This window comes from Tsukamurella sp. 8F, assembly GCF_029167375.1.
Lineage (GTDB): Bacteria > Actinomycetota > Actinomycetes > Mycobacteriales > Mycobacteriaceae > Tsukamurella.
Window position 1 is genome coordinate 12,589 of sequence record NZ_JARFTP010000027.1, and the last position, 18,021, is coordinate 30,609.

Genomic DNA, 18,021 nt, shown 5'->3' on the forward strand with positions numbered 1-18,021 from the left:
ATGGGCGCGTGCAGCAGCCCGACGCCCCGTCCGCGCTGCGGGCGCTGCGTGACGACGGCGCGCGGCCGGCCGCATTACTCGGCTCGTGGGGCGGCCACGGCGCAGTACTCGCCCCCGAACCCGCACTCATCCGCGGCGTGGCCCCCGACGGCGCACCCTGGCTCGGCCTTATCGGCTACCCCGACGAGCATCCCGGCGACCGACGGCTGGTACCCGAGGTGATCGGCGGCCATCCCGGAGATCTCATGCTGGGGGACACGCTCGGAACCACGTCCGGAACGCGCCACGCCTGGCACGCTTCGTGGAATCCGCCCGACCAGTCGCCGCATCGCCGCGCAGTGGAGGCGTGCCGGGAAGCGATCCGTGCCGGAGACGTCTACCAGGTCAACGTATGCACCCGGTTCGAGGGTCGACTCGACGGCGATCCACTGGACATGTTCTGCGACATAGTAACTCGCACTTCACCGATGAAAGCGGCCTTTCTACAAGGCGATTGGGGCGCGATCATGTCGTTCTCACCGGAGACGTTCCTGGCAGGGCGTGGTCGCTCTATCGCCGAACACCCCATCAAGGGGACGCTGCCGCTCACTCAGGCGCCGGAGGCGTTGCGCGCCAGCGTGAAGGACGTCGCGGAGAACGTGATGATCGTGGACCTGGTGCGCAACGACCTGGGCCGGGTCGCTCAGGTGGGGAGCGTTCACACACCGACCCTGTTGCGGGTCGACCGGGCGCCGGGTGTGTGGCACCTCGTCAGCCACGTGACCGCGGAGCTGCGGCCTGAGATCACCCGCGAGCAGCTGCTGGACGCGACGTTCCCGCCCGCCTCGGTCACGGGCACCCCGAAGATCTCCGCGCGCGAACGCATCACCACGTGGGAACGACACACGCGCGGCACGTATTGCGGCGCCATCGGAATCGATCATCCGGCAACGGGTCTGGACCTGAACGTCGCCATCCGCACCATCGAGTGTGCCCCGGACGGGACGCTGCGCCTCGGGGTGGGCGGCGGCATCACCATCGATTCGGATCCGGATGCCGAGTTCGCCGAGTGCATGCACAAGGCCGCGTCGATCGTCTCGGTCACCAGCGGCTGAGACCGCGTCCAGTGAGTCGGCTGCGACCCGTCGAGATCACTCTCGAGTATGACGACGGCGAGCGCGCGCAGGGCGCAGTGTTGCAGGCATGACCGCCACGGAACCCACGATCCCGGTAACGCCCACGCCTCTGCGCCGAACGCCGGCGGTGCGGGCGCTGTGCGCCGCGCTGGCGGCTGCTTTCGCCGTGGGAGTCGCCATGGGCGGATGGATCTACTCGCAGCGCGACCCCGTGGTCGCCGGATACGTGCCGTGGACGTCGGCGTGGACACAGCACTTCATCGTTGCGCTGGTCGGTGCGGCGCTGGCCCTGGCGATCCTGCGGCTGCGTGACCCCCGGCCCCGGCTCGTGCGGCTGAGCCCGCTCCGGCTGGCAGCGGCCGCTCCCCTACTGCTGGTCCTGGCGTTCGCGGCGTTCCGCGCGGGCGTCCAGGTGCTGGCCGGACTGGACCCGAACTTCACCGTGAACGCGTGGGGCGGACCCACCTACATCGGTGCGATGGCATGCCACTATCTGGATCTCGCGGTCGGCGCCACCGTCGTCGTGATGCTGCTGCGCTGGCTACTGACTCAGCGCGCGCCGAGCGCGGCCTGATACAGCTCCCTTTTCGACGCTCCCGTCTCCCGGGCTACCGCGGCGCACGCATCCTTGAGCCGCTCCCCAGCGTCGACGCGCGCGCGCACCTCGCCTACCAGGTCCTCGGGGTTCGCGGCGCGCACCTGCGCACCCGCGACGACGACGGTGATCTCGCCCCGTACGCCGTCGGCGGCCCACGCGGCGAGCTCGCTCAGGGGGCCCCGTCGCACCTCTTCGTAGGTCTTGGTGAGCTCGCGGCACACGGCGGCGCGGCGGTCTGCTCCCAGCACCTCGGCGGCGTCGGCGAGGGTCTCGGCGAGCCGGTGGGGTGACTCGAAGAAGACACATGCGCGGCGCTCGGTCGTGAGCTCGGTCAGCCACGCGCGTCGCGCACCGGATCTGCGGGGCGCGAAACCGTCGAAGCAGAAGCGCTCGACTTCGAGGCCCGACAGCGCGAGGGCGGTCGTCACGGCCGATGGCCCGGGGAGACAGGTGACGGCGAGCCCGGCGTCGACCGCGCTCGCCACCAGCCGATACCCGGGGTCCGACACCGAAGGCATACCGGCGTCGGTGATCAGCAGGACCGTGGCCCCCGAGCGGATGTCGTCGAGTAGGCCTGGGATCCGGGCCCGCTCGTTGTGGTCGTAGAAGCTGACGACGCGCCCGGCGAGTTCGACGCGGAGCGACGACGCCAGCGACCGGGCACGGCGAGTGTCCTCGGCCGCGATCACGTCGGCCGTGGCCAGGGCCCTGACCAGGCGCTCGGTAGCGTCGCCGGGATTACCCATAGGCACTCCCGCGACCACCAACCGTCCCCCGTCGACGGGCGCATGCTCCACGGTGTCCACGACCAGACACCCTACGATGGGTCGCGTGACCGCCCAACCCGCCGGCTCGGTACTCGACGCGCCCGCGCCCGAGCGCCCGCTGCTGAGCCCCGGGCCGCCGCTGCCGCCCGTCTTCGGCGCGACCGACCGGCTGCGCGGGTGGGTCGTGACCATCGTCCTCACGGCGATCGCTGCGATCACCAGGTTCTGGGGGCTCGGCACCCCGACCAATGACGGCTTCAACGGGAACACGGCCGTCCACACCCCGGTATTCGACGAGAAGCACTACGTGCCGCAGGCGTGGCAGATGCTGACGAGCGGGCGGTGGATCGAGGACAACCCCGCATACGGCCTCGTCGTACACCCACCGGTGGGCAAATGGATGATCGCGGGCGGCGAGTGGCTGTTCGGCTACACGCCGTTCGGGTGGCGCTTCGCGTCGGCGGTGTGCGGGACGCTGCTGGTGTTCCTCACGATCCGGTCTGCGCGCCGGCTCTCCCGGTCGACCCTGATCGGCGCGCTCGCCGGGATCTTCCTGATCTGCGACGGGCTGACGTTCGTGTCCTCGCGCGTGGGGCTGCTCGACATATTCCTGGTGACGTTCGGATTCGCGGCGTTCTCGATGGTGATCGCGGACCGGGACCAGGTCCGGGCGCGGTTCGCGAAGGTGGCGGCCGAGGGCCGCATGGACGACTCGCCGTTCGGCCCGCGGATGGGCTTCCGGTGGTGGCGTTTCGGCGCAGCGGTGTGCATCGGGCTGGCGTGCGGCGTGAAGTGGTCTGGGCTGTACTACCTCCTCGGCCTGGCGGTACTGTCCATCGGCTTCGACCTCGCTGCACGGTATGCATACCGGGTGCGGCGCCCGGTGGTGGGCACACTGGTGCGCGACCTGATCCCGACGGGGCTCGTCCTCGGTGTGCTGCCGATCCTGATCTATCTGGGGACGTTCTGGGCGTGGTTCGCATCCGAGACGGCGGTGTTCCGCTACGAGGTCGGCAACGCCGTCGGCTCGGGCGGGCTGTTCGGGTGGGTGCCCGCCGCGCTGCGCTCGCTCGCCTACTACGAGGACACGGTGCTGCAGTTCCACGCGGGACTGACCAATTCCGCGGGCAATCACCACCCGTGGGAGTCCAAGCCGTGGACGTGGCCCATGGGCCTGCGCCCCATGCTGTACAGCTACACGTCCGATCAGCTGAGCGGCATGTGCAGCGGCGGCGACTGCGTGCGCGCCGTGATGGCGGTCGGGACGCCCGCATTCGCCTGGCTGTCGGTCCCCGTGATGCTGTGGGCGATATGGAAGTTCCTCGTCAAGCGGGACTGGGCGTATGCCGCCGTCACACTGATGTACGCCGCCACCTACCTGCCCTGGTTCACCGATCTCGACCGGCAGATGTACTACTTCTACGGCCTGACCCTGACGCCTTTCCTCGCGATAGCGATCGCACTCATATGCGCCGAGATACTCGGCACCGATGGACGCGCGAGGCGGTTCACGCGCGAGCGCGTCATGACGGGGCAGTTCGTGGTGATCGTCTACACCGCGATCGTGGTGCTGAACTTCGCGTGGCTCTGGCCGATACTCACCGGCGAGGCGATCTCCACTTGGTGGTGGCAGATGGAGATGTGGCTGCCCAGCTGGCGCTGAGGTGCGTGATGCAACCCGGCGTTAAGTGGCCGTCGCTACGCTCACCCGGTGAACGGACCGCAGGGCCCCGTCGGGCCGCACCAGGGGTGGAACCAGCCGCAGTGGCAGGCGGGATGGCAGATACCGCCCCCGCAACCGCCACGCAAGTCGCACACCGCCCTGATCGTGTCGCTCGTGGCAGCGGGTGTGGTACTGCTCGTCGTCCTCGGCATCGGCGTCTGGGCGCTGGCGGGCCCGGCACAACGGGCGCTGAACACGCAAGAGGCGACGTCCACCACGTCCTTCGACGCGGTCTGCGACGGCGGTGCGATCACGAACGCGGCCGCCTATGCGAAGCCGCACACCTTCCTCGCCTTCGGACCGTCCTCGTTCGCGATGATCGACTGGTCGGCCGTGACGCTGCCGACCGACCCCAAGGATGTCACGGACAAGGCCGCGATCGGTCGGGTGGACGCCGTAGCGTGCCTGACGGAGGTATCCGGCGCCGCGACCAAGTCGATGACCTGCGAGTTCGATGACAACGGCAGCAAGGTCACGGCCGACTACTACTCGACGCGCTACGACGTGACCGTCTACGAGGCGAAGACCGGACGGAAGGTCGGGCGCGCCGGCACCGTGGACGCGACCGCGTCGAGCTGCCCCATTTTCGCCTCCTTCAGCAGGAACGACCGCCGCTTCACCGCGACCGCGTCGGACAACGACGTGCAGCGACTCCTGGCGGCCTTCACGGGGTGAGGCCGCGGGGAGGCTGAGTCGGTGCTCGCCCACGCGACCGGGGTGCTCAGCGCAGCGTGCGCGCGCCGGCACCCGGTCCATCGGCGAGCGCCTCCGGCAGCAAGCGCGCAGGTACCCGTTCGGCGGTCGCACGGGCGGCCGAGATGCGGTCCATGCGGAACCCGCGCTCCGAACGCCGCTCGCGGCACCAGGCGATGAGGTACCAGTGCCCGCCCCCGGCCAGCAGGCCGATCGGCTCGACGGTACGCGTCGTCCGGGTTCCCGAGGCGTCGGCGTACTCGAGCTCGAGGGCGGTACGTCGCGTGATGGCGTCCCCGACCACGGCTGCCACGCGTTCGTTTCGGGGCAGCACGGCGACGGATGCGAGGGCGGCGTCGACTACGCCGTTGGTCTCGTCGGACAGCACCGCGCGGATCTTGTCCACGGCTGTACGCACGTCGATCCCGACCGGGGCGTCGCTCGCGGTCGCCGCGACGACGAGAGCCGTCGCCTCGCCCTCCGTGAGTTGCAGTGGCGGCAGCGTGTGGCGGCGGTCGATGGTCCACCCGCCGCCGGGACCGGACTCATAGCGCACGGGAACGCCTGCGGCCATGAGCGATTGGAGATCGCGCTGCACAGTTCGCGCCGACACCCCGAAACGCTCGGACAGCCGGGCGACGGTGACGAGGCGCGGACTCCCCGCGCGCAGTGCATCGACGAGGGCGTGTAGACGTTCGCGGCGGTTCATCGCCCACGATTGGACGCCATATCGCGCAGGAATGCACGCGACAGGCGCTCGGCCTCATGAGTGACGGCGATCGGTTCGAGCGTGAACGCGTGGTCGGCGGCCGCGGCGACGTGCAGGCGCGTGTCCGCGAAACCGCGCCAGCGGGCCTCCATCATGAGCGTGTCCGGCAGTAGTGGGTCGCGTGTTCCCACGACGAAACACGCGGGCGGAACCCCGGCGAGGTCCGCGAACAGCGGAGAGTACCGACGCAGGTCCACCCCGCCGAAGGCGATGCCGACCGGCCGCGCCACCGCGGGTGCGGCCAGGTCGAAGGCGCCGTAGGTGAGCAGCGCACCCCGGAACCGGCCGGGCCCGACTGCCAGCATCGTCAGGACCGCGAGGTGGGCGCCGGCGGATTCGCCCGCGATCAGCAGATCATCGAAGGCCGAGGCAACGGCCACACAGTCCGCCAGCGCTGCGGGCCAGGCGGATTCGGGCGCCATGCGGTAGCCCACGGAGACGACCGTACGCCCGGTCGCCTCCGCGACGGCGGCGAGCCGGCCGTCCTGCGTGCGGTGTGAGCCGAGGCACCAGCCGCCGCCGTGGACGTGTAATACGACGCCGTCGCGTGGCCGTTCGGGGCGGACGACACGGACCGGGACGCCGGCGACGGTCTCGTCGACCGCGCCGGCGTCGGCGCCGTCGCCCACGACGACGGTGTCGCGGTATTCGGCGAAGCTCATGCCGGGAGGTGGTGAGTAGATGCCCGCTGCGCGGGCTCGCCAGCGCTCTCCCGCGGCCGCGGTCTCCTGCACGGTCGTATACCCGAAGGTCGCGGTGCGCATCTCGTATCGAGTCAGCTGATCTGTCATGCCGACCACGGTGCACCGGCCACGCGACAACGGAATGTCACCGTTGCCGCGATCAGGGCACCGTGACGCGGCTCTCCCGGGCCGGTATCCAGGCGAATGCGGCGAGCACAGCGAGGACGGCGGTGACCGTGAACGCCCACGAGAAGCCCAGGGCCTGCGCGATAACGCCCGCGACCAGAGGGCCCGTTATGGTGCCCGCATCCTGCGCCATCTGGTAGGCGGACAGCGCTGTGCCGCTGCGCCCGCGGCCGTGCAGGACGTCCGCGAGCACGGCCTGGAGCGCAGGGCTGACCATGCCGGTTCCCAGGCCCGACAGGAATGTCACTACGAAGGCGACGAGCACCGACGATGTCAATGCGAGCGCCAGGGTGCCGACACCCAGGACCGCGAGGCCGACGATGAGGAAGGGCTTGCGCCCGAACCGATCCGACCCACGTCCGGACGGGAACATCGCCACGACGTCGCCCGCGGCGTATACGGCGAGCGCGTATCCGCCCATTGCCGCGGTCTGCCCCAGCTGTGCCGTGAAGAACAGCGGTAGCAGCGACACGCGCATCGCGTACACCCAACCGAACACCAGCACAGTGCAGAAGGCAGCGCGGTACGCGGAGTCCCGCATGGCCTCGCGCACCGTCATCGCCGCCACCGGCTCGGCGGCCGCGGGGCGCGCCAGGGTGGAGCCGCGCAGGGCGAGGTACACGACGGCGACGGCGATCACCAGCGCGACCGCATACACCACGAACGGCACGCGCAGACCGAAGCCGACGAGCGCACCGCCCAACAGGGGACCGCTGATGCTGCCCAGCACGAAGCTCGACGAGTACACACCGGAGATGCGGCCGCGGATCTCGGCCGGCGCGATCCGGATCATCAGTCCCATCGCGGAGACCGAGAACAGGACGGAACCGACGCCTCCCAGTCCGCGAAAGACTATGAGCTGCCAGTAGTTCTGTGCGAATGCGACCGCAAGCGTCGAGAGCGCGACCACCAACACGCCGATCATGTAGCCGTACCGCTCCCCCAGCCGCCGCACGATGGGACCGGTAGCCGGGGCGAACGCGAGTCGCATGATCGCGAAGGCGGAGACGACGGCGGACGCGGCCGCGATCCCGACGTCGAAACTGCGCGCGAACTCCGGCAGGGCCGGCGCTACGACGCCGTAGCCGAGCGCTATGACGAAACCCGCGGCGACGAGCACCCATACCTCGGCCGGGACCCTGCGGCTAGCCTCCGGCGTGTTCTCGAGGTTCTCCGGGGCTGGCGTCACGAGGCGTCATTATCGCACCCGCGCGACGCCGCCCATGGTGCACCGCCACCGCCACCGCCACCAGGACCGCGAGCAGCGCGAATTGCGGATGCGCCAGCTCCCACGCGAAGACGCCCGCGAACAGCGGCGCGTCCTCCGTGGTCGAGACCATCGCGGCCGCGCCGATCAGCGCGCACACCTGGACCGACGCGCCCGGCAGCCAGTGCGCGCAGACGAGCGCGACCACGGCACCCAGCGCGGCACCTGTCGCGAACGACGGTGTGAGCAGACCGCCGGACGCGCCCGAGCGCAGGTACAGCGCCGTCAGCGCGGGCTTGAGAACCAGTAGAACCACATACGCGCCGAGCGGCGCCCCGGTAACGAGCGCGAGCGTGGCGATCGACTTCCCGTTGCCCGCCACGGACGGGAGCCACAGTGACGACAGACCGACCGCGACACCCGCAACGCCCAGCATTCCCGGCAGCGCCCACCCCGGCGGATGGCGGCGATCCGCCCACCGCATCAAGCGCGTGAACAAGACACCCGCGAGCGCCGCCAGCGGCACGATCACCGCGGCCGCGACCCAGGTCGCGGCGCCGGCGTCGGTGATGACCCCGGGCCCGGTGGGGTGCCAGGCGTACGTCGACTCACCGCGGGTGACCGGCAGTGCGGTCAACGTCGCACACGCCGATGTGACCACGCAGGCGACGACCGCCCACGGTTCCCACGTCGCGAGCAGCACCCGCAGGGCGAACAGCGCGCCCGCGCCCGGCACGTTGTATACCGCCGCCAGACCTGCGCCCGCGGCCCCGGCGAGCACCAGCCTCCGCTCGGCGTCGCTCAGCGCGAAGCGCAGCGTCGCCGCGTCGGCGAACACGGCCGCGAGCTGGCGCGGGGCCTTCTCCCGGCCGATCGAACCGCCCGTCGCGACGGCGACGATCTGCAGCAGCGCGTCCGGCACGAGGGCACGCCACGGCAGCCGGCCGGGGAGCTCGACGACGGCGCGTAGGCGCGGCACCGTGGCCCGCCGCCGAAGGGCCCACCAGCCCAGACCGGCCACTATGCCGCCCACGGCCGGGACGACCACGCGCCGGGCCGGCCCGGCGCTGGTCACCCCGTCGAGCAGGGAGCCGGACGCGTAGTCGTACACGACGTGCTGGATGAGTCGGAGGACGACCGCACAGCCGCCGCCTGCGACCCCGGCGACGATGCCCGCGACCACCAGGGCGGTGACGAGACGCGCGGGCCGGATCACATTCGCATGGTAGCCCGCGGTGCGGGCGTCAAGAACGCGTCAAGACGTATACGGGCCCCGTCAACGACGGTGCCCCGCCGCCGTATCCGGTGGTCTGCTCGGGTCATGGATATCGCCGATCTGGTCGCGTTGATCGCGGCCGCCCTCGTGGTCGCGTACCTGCTGTACGCCCTCTTCCGCCCGGAGCGCTTCCGGTGAGCGACACCGTCGCCGGCCTGCTGACGGTAGCGACGGTGCTGCTCGCGCTCGCCATCTGTTATCGCCCGCTGGGCGACGCGATGGCGCACGCGTTCACGGCCGAGCGGCACTGGCGCGTGGAGCGATGGGTGTACCGCGCAGTCGGAGTGGACCCGGATGCCGAGCAGACCTACAGGACCTACGCGGTCGCGGCCCTGGCGTTCAGCGCCGTGTGCGTCGTCGTTCTCACTGCGCTGCTCATGCTGCAGGGGCTGCTGCCCGGTGTGCACCCATCGCAGTGGCGCTTCGACCAGGCCCTGAACACTGCGATCTCGTTCGTCACGAATACCAATTGGCAGTGGTACTCGGGCGAATCGGCCATGAACAACATCGCGCAGACCGCGGGCCTCGCGGTACAGAACTTCGTGTCGGCGGCGGTCGGGGTGGCGGTCGCCGTGGCGCTGGTGCGCGGCTTCGTGCGGCAGCACACGGATCGGCTGGGCAATTTCTGGGTCGACCTCACACGGTGCTGCGTGCGCGTGCTACTCCCACTCTCCGCGGTCGGCGCGATCGTCCTACTCAGCCAGGGCGTGGTGCAGACGCTGTGGCAGCACCGCGAGATCGCGACCGTCGCGGGCGGGCGCCAACTACTGACGGGCGGGCTGGTCGCTTCGCAGGAGGCGATCAAGCTGCTGGGCACCAACGGCGGCGGCTTCTTCAATGCGAACTCGGCGCACCCGTTCGAGAACCCGACGGCGTTCACCAACGCCTTCGAGGTCTTCCTCATCCTGCTGATCCCCGTGGCGATGCCGCGGGTGTTCGGGAACATGGTGGGAAACCACCGTCAGGGGTACGCGATCCTCGGCGCGATGACCGCGATCTTCACCGCCTCGCTCGCGGTCACGACGTGGGCGCAGCTCGCAGGGCAGGGCGCTGCATCCCGCGCCGCCGGCGCGGCACTCGAAGGCCAGGAATGGCAGTTCGGGCAGTGGGGCACATCCCTTTTCGCGACCGCGACCACGTCTACGTCGACGGGGGCCGTCAACGCCGCGCACGACAGTCTGACGCCCGGAGCGGGCGGTATGACGATCCTCAACATGGTGCTCGGCGAAGTCAGCCCCGGCGGGGTCGGCTCGGGTCTGTACGGGATGCTGGTGATCGCGGTGATCACCGTGTTCCTGTCCGGGCTCATGGTGGGCCGCACGCCCGAGTACCTGGGCAAGAAGATCCGCCGTCCTGAGATCACGCTGGCCGCGCTGTACGTCCTAGTGATGCCCGCGGTCGTCCTGGTCGGCACCGGCTTCGCCATAGGACAGAGCTGGGGGCGCGCCGCGATGACGGGCGATGGGCCGCACGGGTTGTCGGAACTGCTCTACGCGTATGCGTCGGCGGCCAACAACAACGGCAGCGCGTTCGCGGGCCTCGGCGTGAACACGCAGTGGTTCGACTACACGCTCGGCGGCGCGATGCTGCTAGGCCGATTCGTACCGCTGGTGCTGGTACTGATGCTCGCGGGATCGCTGGCGCAGCAACAGAAGGTCCCGGTGACCGACGGCACCATCCCAACCCACCGGCCCCTGTTCGTCACGATGACCGTCGGCGTCGTCCTGCTGGTAGCGGGCCTGACGTTCGTACCCGCCCTCGCACTGGGGCCGATCTCGGAGACCGCTCTGTGAACATCACCGATCTGCGCGCGGCCCTGCCCCGCGCCCTCGCGAAGCTCGACCCGCGCACCCAGATCCGGCAGCCCGTCGTGTTCGTCGTGTGGCTGTCGTCCGCGTACACGACCGTCCTCGCGGTCCTGCACCCTTCCACATTCGCATGGTGCGTGACATTCTTCCTCTGGGCCACAGTGCTGTTCGCGAATCTCGCCGAAGCCGTGGCCGAGGGTCGCGGCCGCGCACAGGCTTCCTCGCTGCGGCGGGCCAAGACCGAGACCGTAGCGCGACGGCGGCTCGCCGACGGCACGGTCGAGACCGTTCCCGGTTCGCAGCTGCACGTCGGCGACCGCGTCCTGGTCGCGGCCGGGGAGGTGATCCCGGGGGACGGCGACGTCGTCGAGGGTATGGCGACCGTCGACGAATCCGCTATCACAGGCGAATCCGCACCCGTCATAAGGGAATCCGGAGGCGACCGGTGCGCCGTCACGGGCGGAACCCGCGTGTTGTCGGACTCCGTGGTCGTAGAGATCCGCACCGAGCCTGGAAAGTCGTTCATCGACAGGATGATCGGCCTGGTCGAGGGTGCCGATCGGCAGCGCACGCCGAACGAGATCGCCCTCGGCATCCTGCTCGTCGTACTCACGCTGGTGTTCGTGCTCGCGGTCGCCACGCTGCAGCCCATGGCCGCATACTCCGGCGGCCGGGTGGACGTGCTGGTCCTGGTCGCCCTGCTGGTATGCCTGATCCCCACGACGATCGGCGCGCTGCTCTCAGCGATCGGCATCGCGGGTATGGACAGACTGGTGCAGCGCAACGTGATAGCGAAGTCGGGGCGCGCGGTCGAGGCGGCAGGTGACGTCTCGACGCTGCTGCTCGACAAGACGGGAACCATCACCTACGGTAACCGCCGCGCGACGGCGCTGCGTCCCGCGGGTGCGACCACCGTGGGCGAGCTGGCGGTGTATGCGCACGCCGCATCACTCGCAGACGAAACACCCGAGGGCCGGTCCATCGTCGATCTGTGCGCGGAACGCCACGGCGTATGCGAGTCCACCGCAGGCACTTTCGTCCCATTCACCGCCCAGACGCGGATGTCCGGCATCGACCTGCCCGATGGCACCCGCATCCGCAAGGGCGCGGCGACAGCGGTACTCGCTTGGGCGGCCACGGATGTGGCACCCGGCGAGGCCGCCGCCGGCGATGTCCCGGTCGGCGAGGCCGCCGTCGGCGAGGTCGCGGAGATAAGAGCCGTCGTCGACGAGATCTCCGCGGGTGGAGGCACGCCGCTCGTGGTGGCCCGCGCCACGCCCGGAGGAGCCCCACGTCCCGTCGGCGTCGTGCAGCTCGAGGACGTCGTGAAGGAGGGTATGGCCGAGCGCTTCGCTCAGCTGCGCGCGATGGGGATCCGCACCGTGATGATCACAGGCGACAACCCGCTGACCGCCAAGGCGATAGCGGCCGAGGCCGGCGTCGACGACTACCTCGCCGAGGCCACCCCGGAGGACAAGCTCGAGCTGATCAGGAAGGAGCAGGAGGGCGGCCGTCTCGTCGCCATGACGGGCGACGGCACCAACGACGCACCCGCGCTCGCGCAGGCGGACGTAGGCGTCGCCATGAACACCGGGACGTCGGCCGCGAAGGAGGCCGGCAACATGGTCGACCTCGACTCCGACCCGACGAAGCTCATCGACATCGTGCAGATCGGCAAGCAGTTGCTGATCACGCGCGGCGCACTGACGACGTTCTCCATCGCCAACGACGTGGCGAAGTACTTCGCGATCATCCCCGCGATGTTCATGGCGGTGGCCCCGCAACTCCACGTGCTCAACGTGATGGGGCTCTCCAGCCCGCGCTCGGCGATCCTGTCCGCGGTGGTCTTCAACGCGCTCGTCATCGTGGCGCTCATCCCGCTCGCGATGCGCGGCGTCAAGTACACAGCCGAGGCCGCCGACAGGCTGCTCGCCCGGAACCTGCTGATCTACGGACTGGGCGGCGTGATCGTGCCCTTCATCGGGATCAAGATCATCGACCTCCTCGTATCACTCATACCCGGGATCGGATAGCCATGAATACCAACATCTTCCGCCAGCTGATCGCGGGACTGCGCATGCTGCTCGTGCTCACCGTGGTGCTGGGCGCCGCCTACCCGCTCGTGGTCTGGGGCGTCGGCCGCGCAGCCTTCCGGGACGAGGCCGACGGCTCGGTGCTGCGCTCTTCGGGCGCGGTCGTGGGCTCGTCGCTCATCGGGCAGCCCTTCTCCGGGCCGAAGTGGTTCCACGGGCGCCCGTCGGCGTCGGACTACGACACGCTGACCACGGGCGGCACCAACCTCGGCCCGAACAGCCCGAAGCTGGTCGCGCAGATCCAGCAGCGGCGGGTCGCCATCGCGCGCGAGGACACCGTCCCGGGGTTTACGGTCGCGCCGGGGCAGGTGCCCGCCGACGCCGTCACCGCATCGTTCTCGGCGCTCGATCCCTACATCTCACCCGAGTACGCGCGACTGCAGATCGCGCGCGTCGCGTACGCGCGCAGTCTGCCCGTCCAGCGGGTCGAATCGCTGGTCGCCACGCATACTGCAGGGCGCGTCGCCGGGTATCTGGGGCGACCCCGTGTGAATGTGGTGGAGTTGAACCTGGCACTTCAGCACTGACCGACTTCAGCACCGAGAGGAGGCCCGATGGCCGGGTCGTCCCCCGCCGCATCGCCCGCACGACCGGGCATGTTGCGGGTCTACCTCGGCGCGGCCCCGGGGGTCGGCAAGACGTACGCCATGCTCGACGAGGGCGCACGCCGTGCCGCCCGCGGCACCACGGTGGCGATCGGTTATGTCGAGACACACGGGCGGCCGCAGACCGAGGCCATGGTCGCGTCCGCGCAAGGACGGGGCCTGCTCCTGGTGCCGCGCCGCACCATCGACTACCGGGGCGCATCTCTCGAGGAGATGGACGTCGATGCGGTGCTTGCCGCGGCGCCGTCGGTGGCGCTCGTGGACGAGCTCGCACACACCAACGCACCGGGCTCGCGGCACGAGAAGCGGTGGCAGGACGTGGCGGAGATCCTGGACGCCGGCATCACCGTGATCACCACGGTCAACATCCAGCACCTGGAATCACTGATCGACGTCGTGGAGTCGATAACCGGTGTGCGGCAGCGCGAGACGATCCCCGATGCGGTGGTGCGGCGGGCCGAACAGGTTCAGCTGGTGGACATGACGCCGGAGGCCCTGCGCCGTCGCATGGCGCACGGCAACGTGTACGCGCCGGACAAGGTCGACGCCGCGCTGGCCCACTACTTCCGCGTCGGGAACCTCACCGCCCTGCGAGAACTCGCGTTGCTGTGGCTGGCCGATCGCGTCGATGAGCGGCTCGAGCAGTACCGGACCGAGCAGGGGATCGCGCAGGTGTGGCCCGCACGGGATCGCACCGTCGTCGCCCTGACGGGCGGCCCCGAGGGCGAGACTCTGCTGCGCCGCGGAGCGCGACTGGCGGCGAAGGGCGCGGGCGGGGAACTGAAGGCACTGTATGTGACTCGCTCCGACGGCCTGACGTCCGCCTCCCCCGCCGCGATCGCGCGACTGCGGCGGCTCACCGAGGAGCTCGGCGGGGTGTTCCAGACGGTGACCGGCGAGGACGTCGCGGCATCGATCCTGCGGTACGCCGAGTCCGTCAACGCGGCGCGGATCGTCCTCGGCCAGTCGCGACACCGGCCGATCGCATCGCTGGTGCGGAAGTCGGTGTCGGACGCCGTGATCAGCGGCTCGGGCGATATGGACGTCCATGTGGTGTCGCACGAGCTGTCCGCATCGCGCGGCGGCCGGCGGTGGCGTCCGATCGACGAGCCCGTGCCGCTGGGTAGCCGCCGCAGGCTTCTGGGCTGGCTCCTCGCTCTGCTCGGCCCGTTCCTGCTGACCGGGGTGCTGTCGCAGACGCGGCACTGGGCGTCGCTCCCCACCGAGCTGATGCTGTTCCTGGTACTGACCGTGTGCGTGGCACTCGTGGGTGGGCTTCGTCCCGCAGTGCCGTCCGCGGTGCTGGGATCCGTTCTGCTGAACTACTTCTTTGCACCGCCTCTGTACACGCTCACCATCGCGTCGGGCGAGAACGTCTTCGCCTTGATGGTATTCGTGCTCACGGGCATCGCGGTCGCCTCGGTGGTGTCGGTCGCGGCCCGCCAGACCGTGGCCGCGGGGCAGGCGCAGGCCGAGGCGGATGTGCTGTCGTCCCTGGCCGATACGCTGCTGGCCGCGGAGGACGAACTGCCCGCCCTGCTGAGCGCCGCCGTCACGACGTTCGGCCTCCGCGGCGTGACGATCTACAAACGCGGCGACGAGGCCTGGCGCGCCGTGCGGTCAGCGGGTACTCCCGTCGCCCTCAACGATGCGACGGACGTCGCGGAGGCCGTTACCAGCGGATCCGAGGCCGTGGCCCTCGCGGTCTCGGGTCCGACGCTCACGGCGTCGGAACACGGACTGCTTCTCGCGTTCGCGGCGCACGCAGCGGCGCGACTGGACCGGGAAGCGCTCGGTGAAGCCGCACGCCAGGCGCGGCGTCTGGAAGAGGGGAACCGGGCACGGACTGCGTTGCTCAGTGCCGTGTCCCACGATCTGCGCACCCCGTTGGCCGGGATCAAAGCGGCGGTGTCATCGCTGCGCAGTGAGGACGTCGCGTGGTCCGACGAGGACAAGGCCGAGCTGTTGGAGACCATCGAGGAGTCGACGGATCGGCTCACCGGACTGGTTGGGAACCTCTTGGATCTCTCGCGATTGCAGTCGGATTCGCTGACACTACTCACCCGGGAGGTCGGCCTGGCGGAGGTGTTGCCCGCACTATTCGGCACCATCGACGAGAAACGACTCGTGCTGGACCTGCCCGACGACGCGCCGACCTTCGTCGCCGATCCCGGACTGCTGGAAAGGGTTCTGGCCAATCTCGTCGAGAACGCGATGCGGCACAGCGGATCCGAGGTGACGGTATCTGTCTCGGGGCTGCACACTGGTGCGGCGGACCGCGTCGAGATCCGCGTCCGGGATCACGGGCCGGGTGTCCCGGAGGCGCAGCGGGAGACCATGTTCGCACCGTTCCAGCGCATGGGCGACGCACCCGCGGGCAACGGCGTCGGGCTGGGCCTGGCGGTCGCGCGCGGGCTGACGGAAGCGATGGGCGGGACGCTGCGCGCCGAGGACACGCCTGGCGGAGGTCTCACGATGGTGGTGGATCTCCCTGCCGCCGAGCCGATCTCCGAGGGGGAGCCGATATGACCCTGATTCTCGTCGTCGACGACGAGCCCACAATCCGGCGCACGTTACGAATCAATCTGCGCGCGCGAGGGTACGAGGTCGAGGAGGCCGCCGACGGGCGCTCCGCCCTTGCGGCCGCGCAGGAGCACACGCCCGACGTCATCGTGCTGGACCTCGGTCTGCCCGACGTCGACGGCGTCGAGGTCCTGCGGCGGTTGCGCGGCTTCTGCTCGGCGCCCGTGGTGGTCCTGTCTGCGCGGCACGGCTCCGATGACAAGGTCGAGGCCCTAGACGAGGGCGCCGACGACTACGTCACGAAGCCGTTCGGGATGGACGAGTTCCTGGCCAGGGTGCGCGCGCAGCTACGGCGCGGCGGCGCCGACGACGCCCCGTCCACCGTGTGCACCGACGCGTTCGAGATCGACTTCGCGGCACGGACGGCGACCCGCGGTGGCGATCCCGTGCGCCTTACCCCGACGGAGTGGCGCATCGTGGAACTGTTGGTGCGCAACGCCGATCGCCTGGTCCCCCAGCAGACCATCCTGCACGAGGTGTGGGGGCCGTCGTATCACCGCGAGACGAACTATCTGCGCGTCTACCTCGCCCAGCTGCGGCGGAAGCTCGAGCCCGATCCCTCGAACCCGCGCTACCTCCTCACCGAACCCGGCATGGGCTATCGCTTCGTCCCCTGATCGAGGGCGCGGTCGAGGATCTCCAGACCGGTGTCGATCTCGGAGTCGCTCGCGGTGAGCGGCGGCGCGATGCGGAAGATGGACCCCATCCCTGGAAGCTGCACGACGTTCATGTGCAGCCCGAGCTCATAGCAGCTGGCCGTGACGGCGCGGCCGATCTCGTGCGCCGGCTCCTTCGTGGCACGGTCGGTCACCAGCTCGATGCCCTGCATCAGACCGCGGCCTCGGACGTCGCCGATCACGTCGTGGCGACGAACCAACTCGTCCAGCCCGGCGCGCAGGCGCGCGCCCTTCGCGGCGACTCCCGCGCCGACGCCGGACTCCAGCACGTCCAGCACCGTGCACGCGACCGCGGCTACCAACGGATCGGACACGTGGGTGGTGAAGAAGAGGAATCCCCTGTCGTGACAGACGGATTCGATCTCGGCGGAGGTGATCGTGGCGGCAATGGGCAGGCCGGCTCCAAGCGTCTTCGACAGCGTGAGGATGTCGGGTACGACGCCGTCGCGCTCGAATGCGTACTGCTCGCCGGTGCGCCACAGACCGGTCTGCGCCTCGTCGACGATGAGCAGCATCCCGCGCTCCTCGCATTTGCGCTTCAGCGCGGCGAGGTAGCCGACCGGCAGGTCGATGACCCCGCCCGAGGACAGGATCGGCTCGACCACGGCGGCCGCGAGCGAGCCCGTCGACTGCGCGTCGATCAGCTCGAACCCGAAGTCCAGCTCGGCCTGCCAGTCGTGCTTCCCGTCGGCGACGAAGCGCGTGCGGTACGGGTTGGGAGTGGGCAGCGCAAGATTGCCGGGCGCGACGGGCCCATAGCCACTGCGCCCCGACGAGTAGGTCGCGGCCACCGCGCCCGCGGTCATGCCGTGCCACGACTGGGAGAAGCTGACTATCTCGTGCTTCCCTGTGTACAGCTTGGCCAGTCGCAGCGCGGCCTCGTTGGACTCGGCGCCGGTGGTGAGTTGCAGGACGTGGCTCAGTGGATCCGGCAGACTCTCGGCGAGACGCCGCGCCAGGGTAGCCACCGACTCCGACAGCATTCCCGAGAACAGGTGGTCCAACCGCCCGATCTCGGCGCGCACGGTCGCGACGATGTCCGGGTGACAATGCCCCAGGATGGCGCTCATCTGGCCCGACGTGAAGTCCAGCCAGCCCCTGTCGCCGGCGTAGACGTATGAGCCCTCGGCCCGGTCGATCGGCTCGGGGAAGAACGTGCCGCCGTACCGCACCACGTGCCTGGAGACGTCGGAGGAGAAGCTGCTCATCCGGCCACGCTAACCGATGACGGAGTCTGC

At 70.0% G+C, this 18,021-nt stretch carries 16 protein-coding genes; 10 read left to right on the plus strand and 6 right to left on the minus strand.

All coding sequences use genetic code 11. The features are described from left to right. The first annotated feature begins 8 nt into the window (after positions 1-8). Together P0W64_RS17540 and P0W64_RS17545 are read left to right on the plus strand one after the other, a co-directional pair. Positions 9-1,094 carry an aminodeoxychorismate synthase component I gene (locus P0W64_RS17540; RefSeq protein ID WP_275481454.1) on the plus strand — a complete coding sequence of 362 codons (1,086 nt, stop codon included), beginning with the start codon at positions 9-11 and terminating at the stop codon, positions 1,092-1,094. Positions 1,095-1,182: 88 nt separating this feature from the next. After that, a complete protein-coding gene (locus tag P0W64_RS17545; protein WP_275481455.1) occupies positions 1,183-1,689 on the plus strand; it encodes a hypothetical protein in 507 nt (168 codons plus the stop codon). Here the strand turns inward: P0W64_RS17545 and rsmI are convergent. Further along, positions 1,665-2,519 (minus strand): 16S rRNA (cytidine(1402)-2'-O)-methyltransferase, encoded by an 855-nt coding sequence (gene rsmI, locus P0W64_RS17550; RefSeq protein ID WP_275481456.1) that lies wholly within the window; start codon positions 2,517-2,519, stop codon positions 1,665-1,667. The genes P0W64_RS17545 and rsmI overlap by 25 nt on opposite strands. 16 nt (positions 2,520-2,535) lie before the next feature. Between rsmI and P0W64_RS17555 the strand changes: the two genes are divergently transcribed. Both P0W64_RS17555 and P0W64_RS17560 read left to right on the plus strand, forming a co-directional pair. Then, on the plus strand, positions 2,536-4,143 hold the full coding sequence (locus P0W64_RS17555) for a phospholipid carrier-dependent glycosyltransferase (RefSeq protein WP_275481457.1): 1,608 nt from the start codon (positions 2,536-2,538) through the stop codon (positions 4,141-4,143). A gap of 48 nt (positions 4,144-4,191) precedes the next feature. After that, positions 4,192-4,878, plus strand: coding sequence for a hypothetical protein (locus tag P0W64_RS17560; RefSeq protein WP_275481458.1), 687 nt, complete (start codon positions 4,192-4,194; stop codon positions 4,876-4,878). A gap of 46 nt (positions 4,879-4,924) precedes the next feature. On the opposite strand, the gene P0W64_RS17565 is transcribed toward P0W64_RS17560, so the two are convergent. Genes P0W64_RS17565 through P0W64_RS17580 form a run of 4 tightly spaced genes read right to left on the minus strand, consistent with a single transcriptional unit; the run spans position 4,925 to position 8,957 of the window. Continuing rightward, on the minus strand, positions 4,925-5,605 hold the full coding sequence (locus P0W64_RS17565) for a WYL domain-containing protein (RefSeq protein ID WP_275481459.1): 681 nt from the start codon (positions 5,603-5,605) through the stop codon (positions 4,925-4,927). Next, positions 5,602-6,456: an alpha/beta hydrolase fold domain-containing protein gene (locus P0W64_RS17570; RefSeq protein ID WP_275481460.1), complete on the minus strand. Its 855-nt coding sequence runs from the start codon at positions 6,454-6,456 to the stop codon at positions 5,602-5,604. Before P0W64_RS17570 ends, P0W64_RS17565 begins: the two co-directional genes overlap by 4 nt. A 52-nt stretch (positions 6,457-6,508) precedes the next feature. Then, on the minus strand, positions 6,509-7,723 hold the full coding sequence (locus tag P0W64_RS17575; protein WP_275481461.1) for an MFS transporter: 1,215 nt from the start codon (positions 7,721-7,723) through the stop codon (positions 6,509-6,511). Beyond that, entirely contained in the window at positions 7,680-8,957 is a 1,278-nt protein-coding gene (locus tag P0W64_RS17580; RefSeq protein ID WP_275481462.1) for a chloride channel protein, read from the minus strand. The genes P0W64_RS17575 and P0W64_RS17580 overlap by 44 nt, the downstream gene beginning before the upstream one ends. A 105-nt stretch (positions 8,958-9,062) precedes the next feature. On the opposite strand from P0W64_RS17580, the gene P0W64_RS17585 reads away from it, so the two are divergent. The 6 genes from P0W64_RS17585 to P0W64_RS17610 are packed head-to-tail and all read left to right on the plus strand — an operon-like array spanning position 9,063 to position 16,723. Beyond that, positions 9,063-9,155: a potassium-transporting ATPase subunit F gene (locus P0W64_RS17585; RefSeq protein ID WP_275481463.1), complete on the plus strand. Its 93-nt coding sequence runs from the start codon at positions 9,063-9,065 to the stop codon at positions 9,153-9,155. Further along, positions 9,152-10,810 carry a potassium-transporting ATPase subunit KdpA gene (gene kdpA / locus P0W64_RS17590; RefSeq protein WP_275481464.1) on the plus strand — a complete coding sequence of 553 codons (1,659 nt, stop codon included), beginning with the start codon at positions 9,152-9,154 and terminating at the stop codon, positions 10,808-10,810. The genes P0W64_RS17585 and kdpA overlap by 4 nt, the downstream gene beginning before the upstream one ends. Positions 10,811-10,821: 11 nt before the next feature. Next, positions 10,822-12,858, plus strand: coding sequence for a potassium-transporting ATPase subunit KdpB (kdpB, locus tag P0W64_RS17595; protein WP_275481500.1), 2,037 nt, complete (start codon positions 10,822-10,824; stop codon positions 12,856-12,858). A gap of 2 nt (positions 12,859-12,860) precedes the next feature. Continuing rightward, complete coding sequence (kdpC, locus tag P0W64_RS17600) at positions 12,861-13,445, plus strand: potassium-transporting ATPase subunit KdpC (protein WP_275481465.1); 585 nt, start codon at positions 12,861-12,863, stop codon at positions 13,443-13,445. Positions 13,446-13,472: 27 nt separating this feature from the next. Next, positions 13,473-16,052, plus strand: coding sequence for an ATP-binding protein (locus P0W64_RS17605; protein ID WP_275481466.1), 2,580 nt, complete (start codon positions 13,473-13,475; stop codon positions 16,050-16,052). Next, positions 16,049-16,723, plus strand: coding sequence for a response regulator transcription factor (locus P0W64_RS17610; protein WP_275481467.1), 675 nt, complete (start codon positions 16,049-16,051; stop codon positions 16,721-16,723). Before P0W64_RS17605 ends, P0W64_RS17610 begins: the two co-directional genes overlap by 4 nt. Here the strand turns inward: P0W64_RS17610 and P0W64_RS17615 are convergent. Next, complete coding sequence (locus P0W64_RS17615) at positions 16,705-17,991, minus strand: aspartate aminotransferase family protein (protein WP_275481468.1); 1,287 nt, start codon at positions 17,989-17,991, stop codon at positions 16,705-16,707. The genes P0W64_RS17610 and P0W64_RS17615 overlap by 19 nt on opposite strands. Positions 17,992-18,021: the final 30 nt, after the last annotated feature.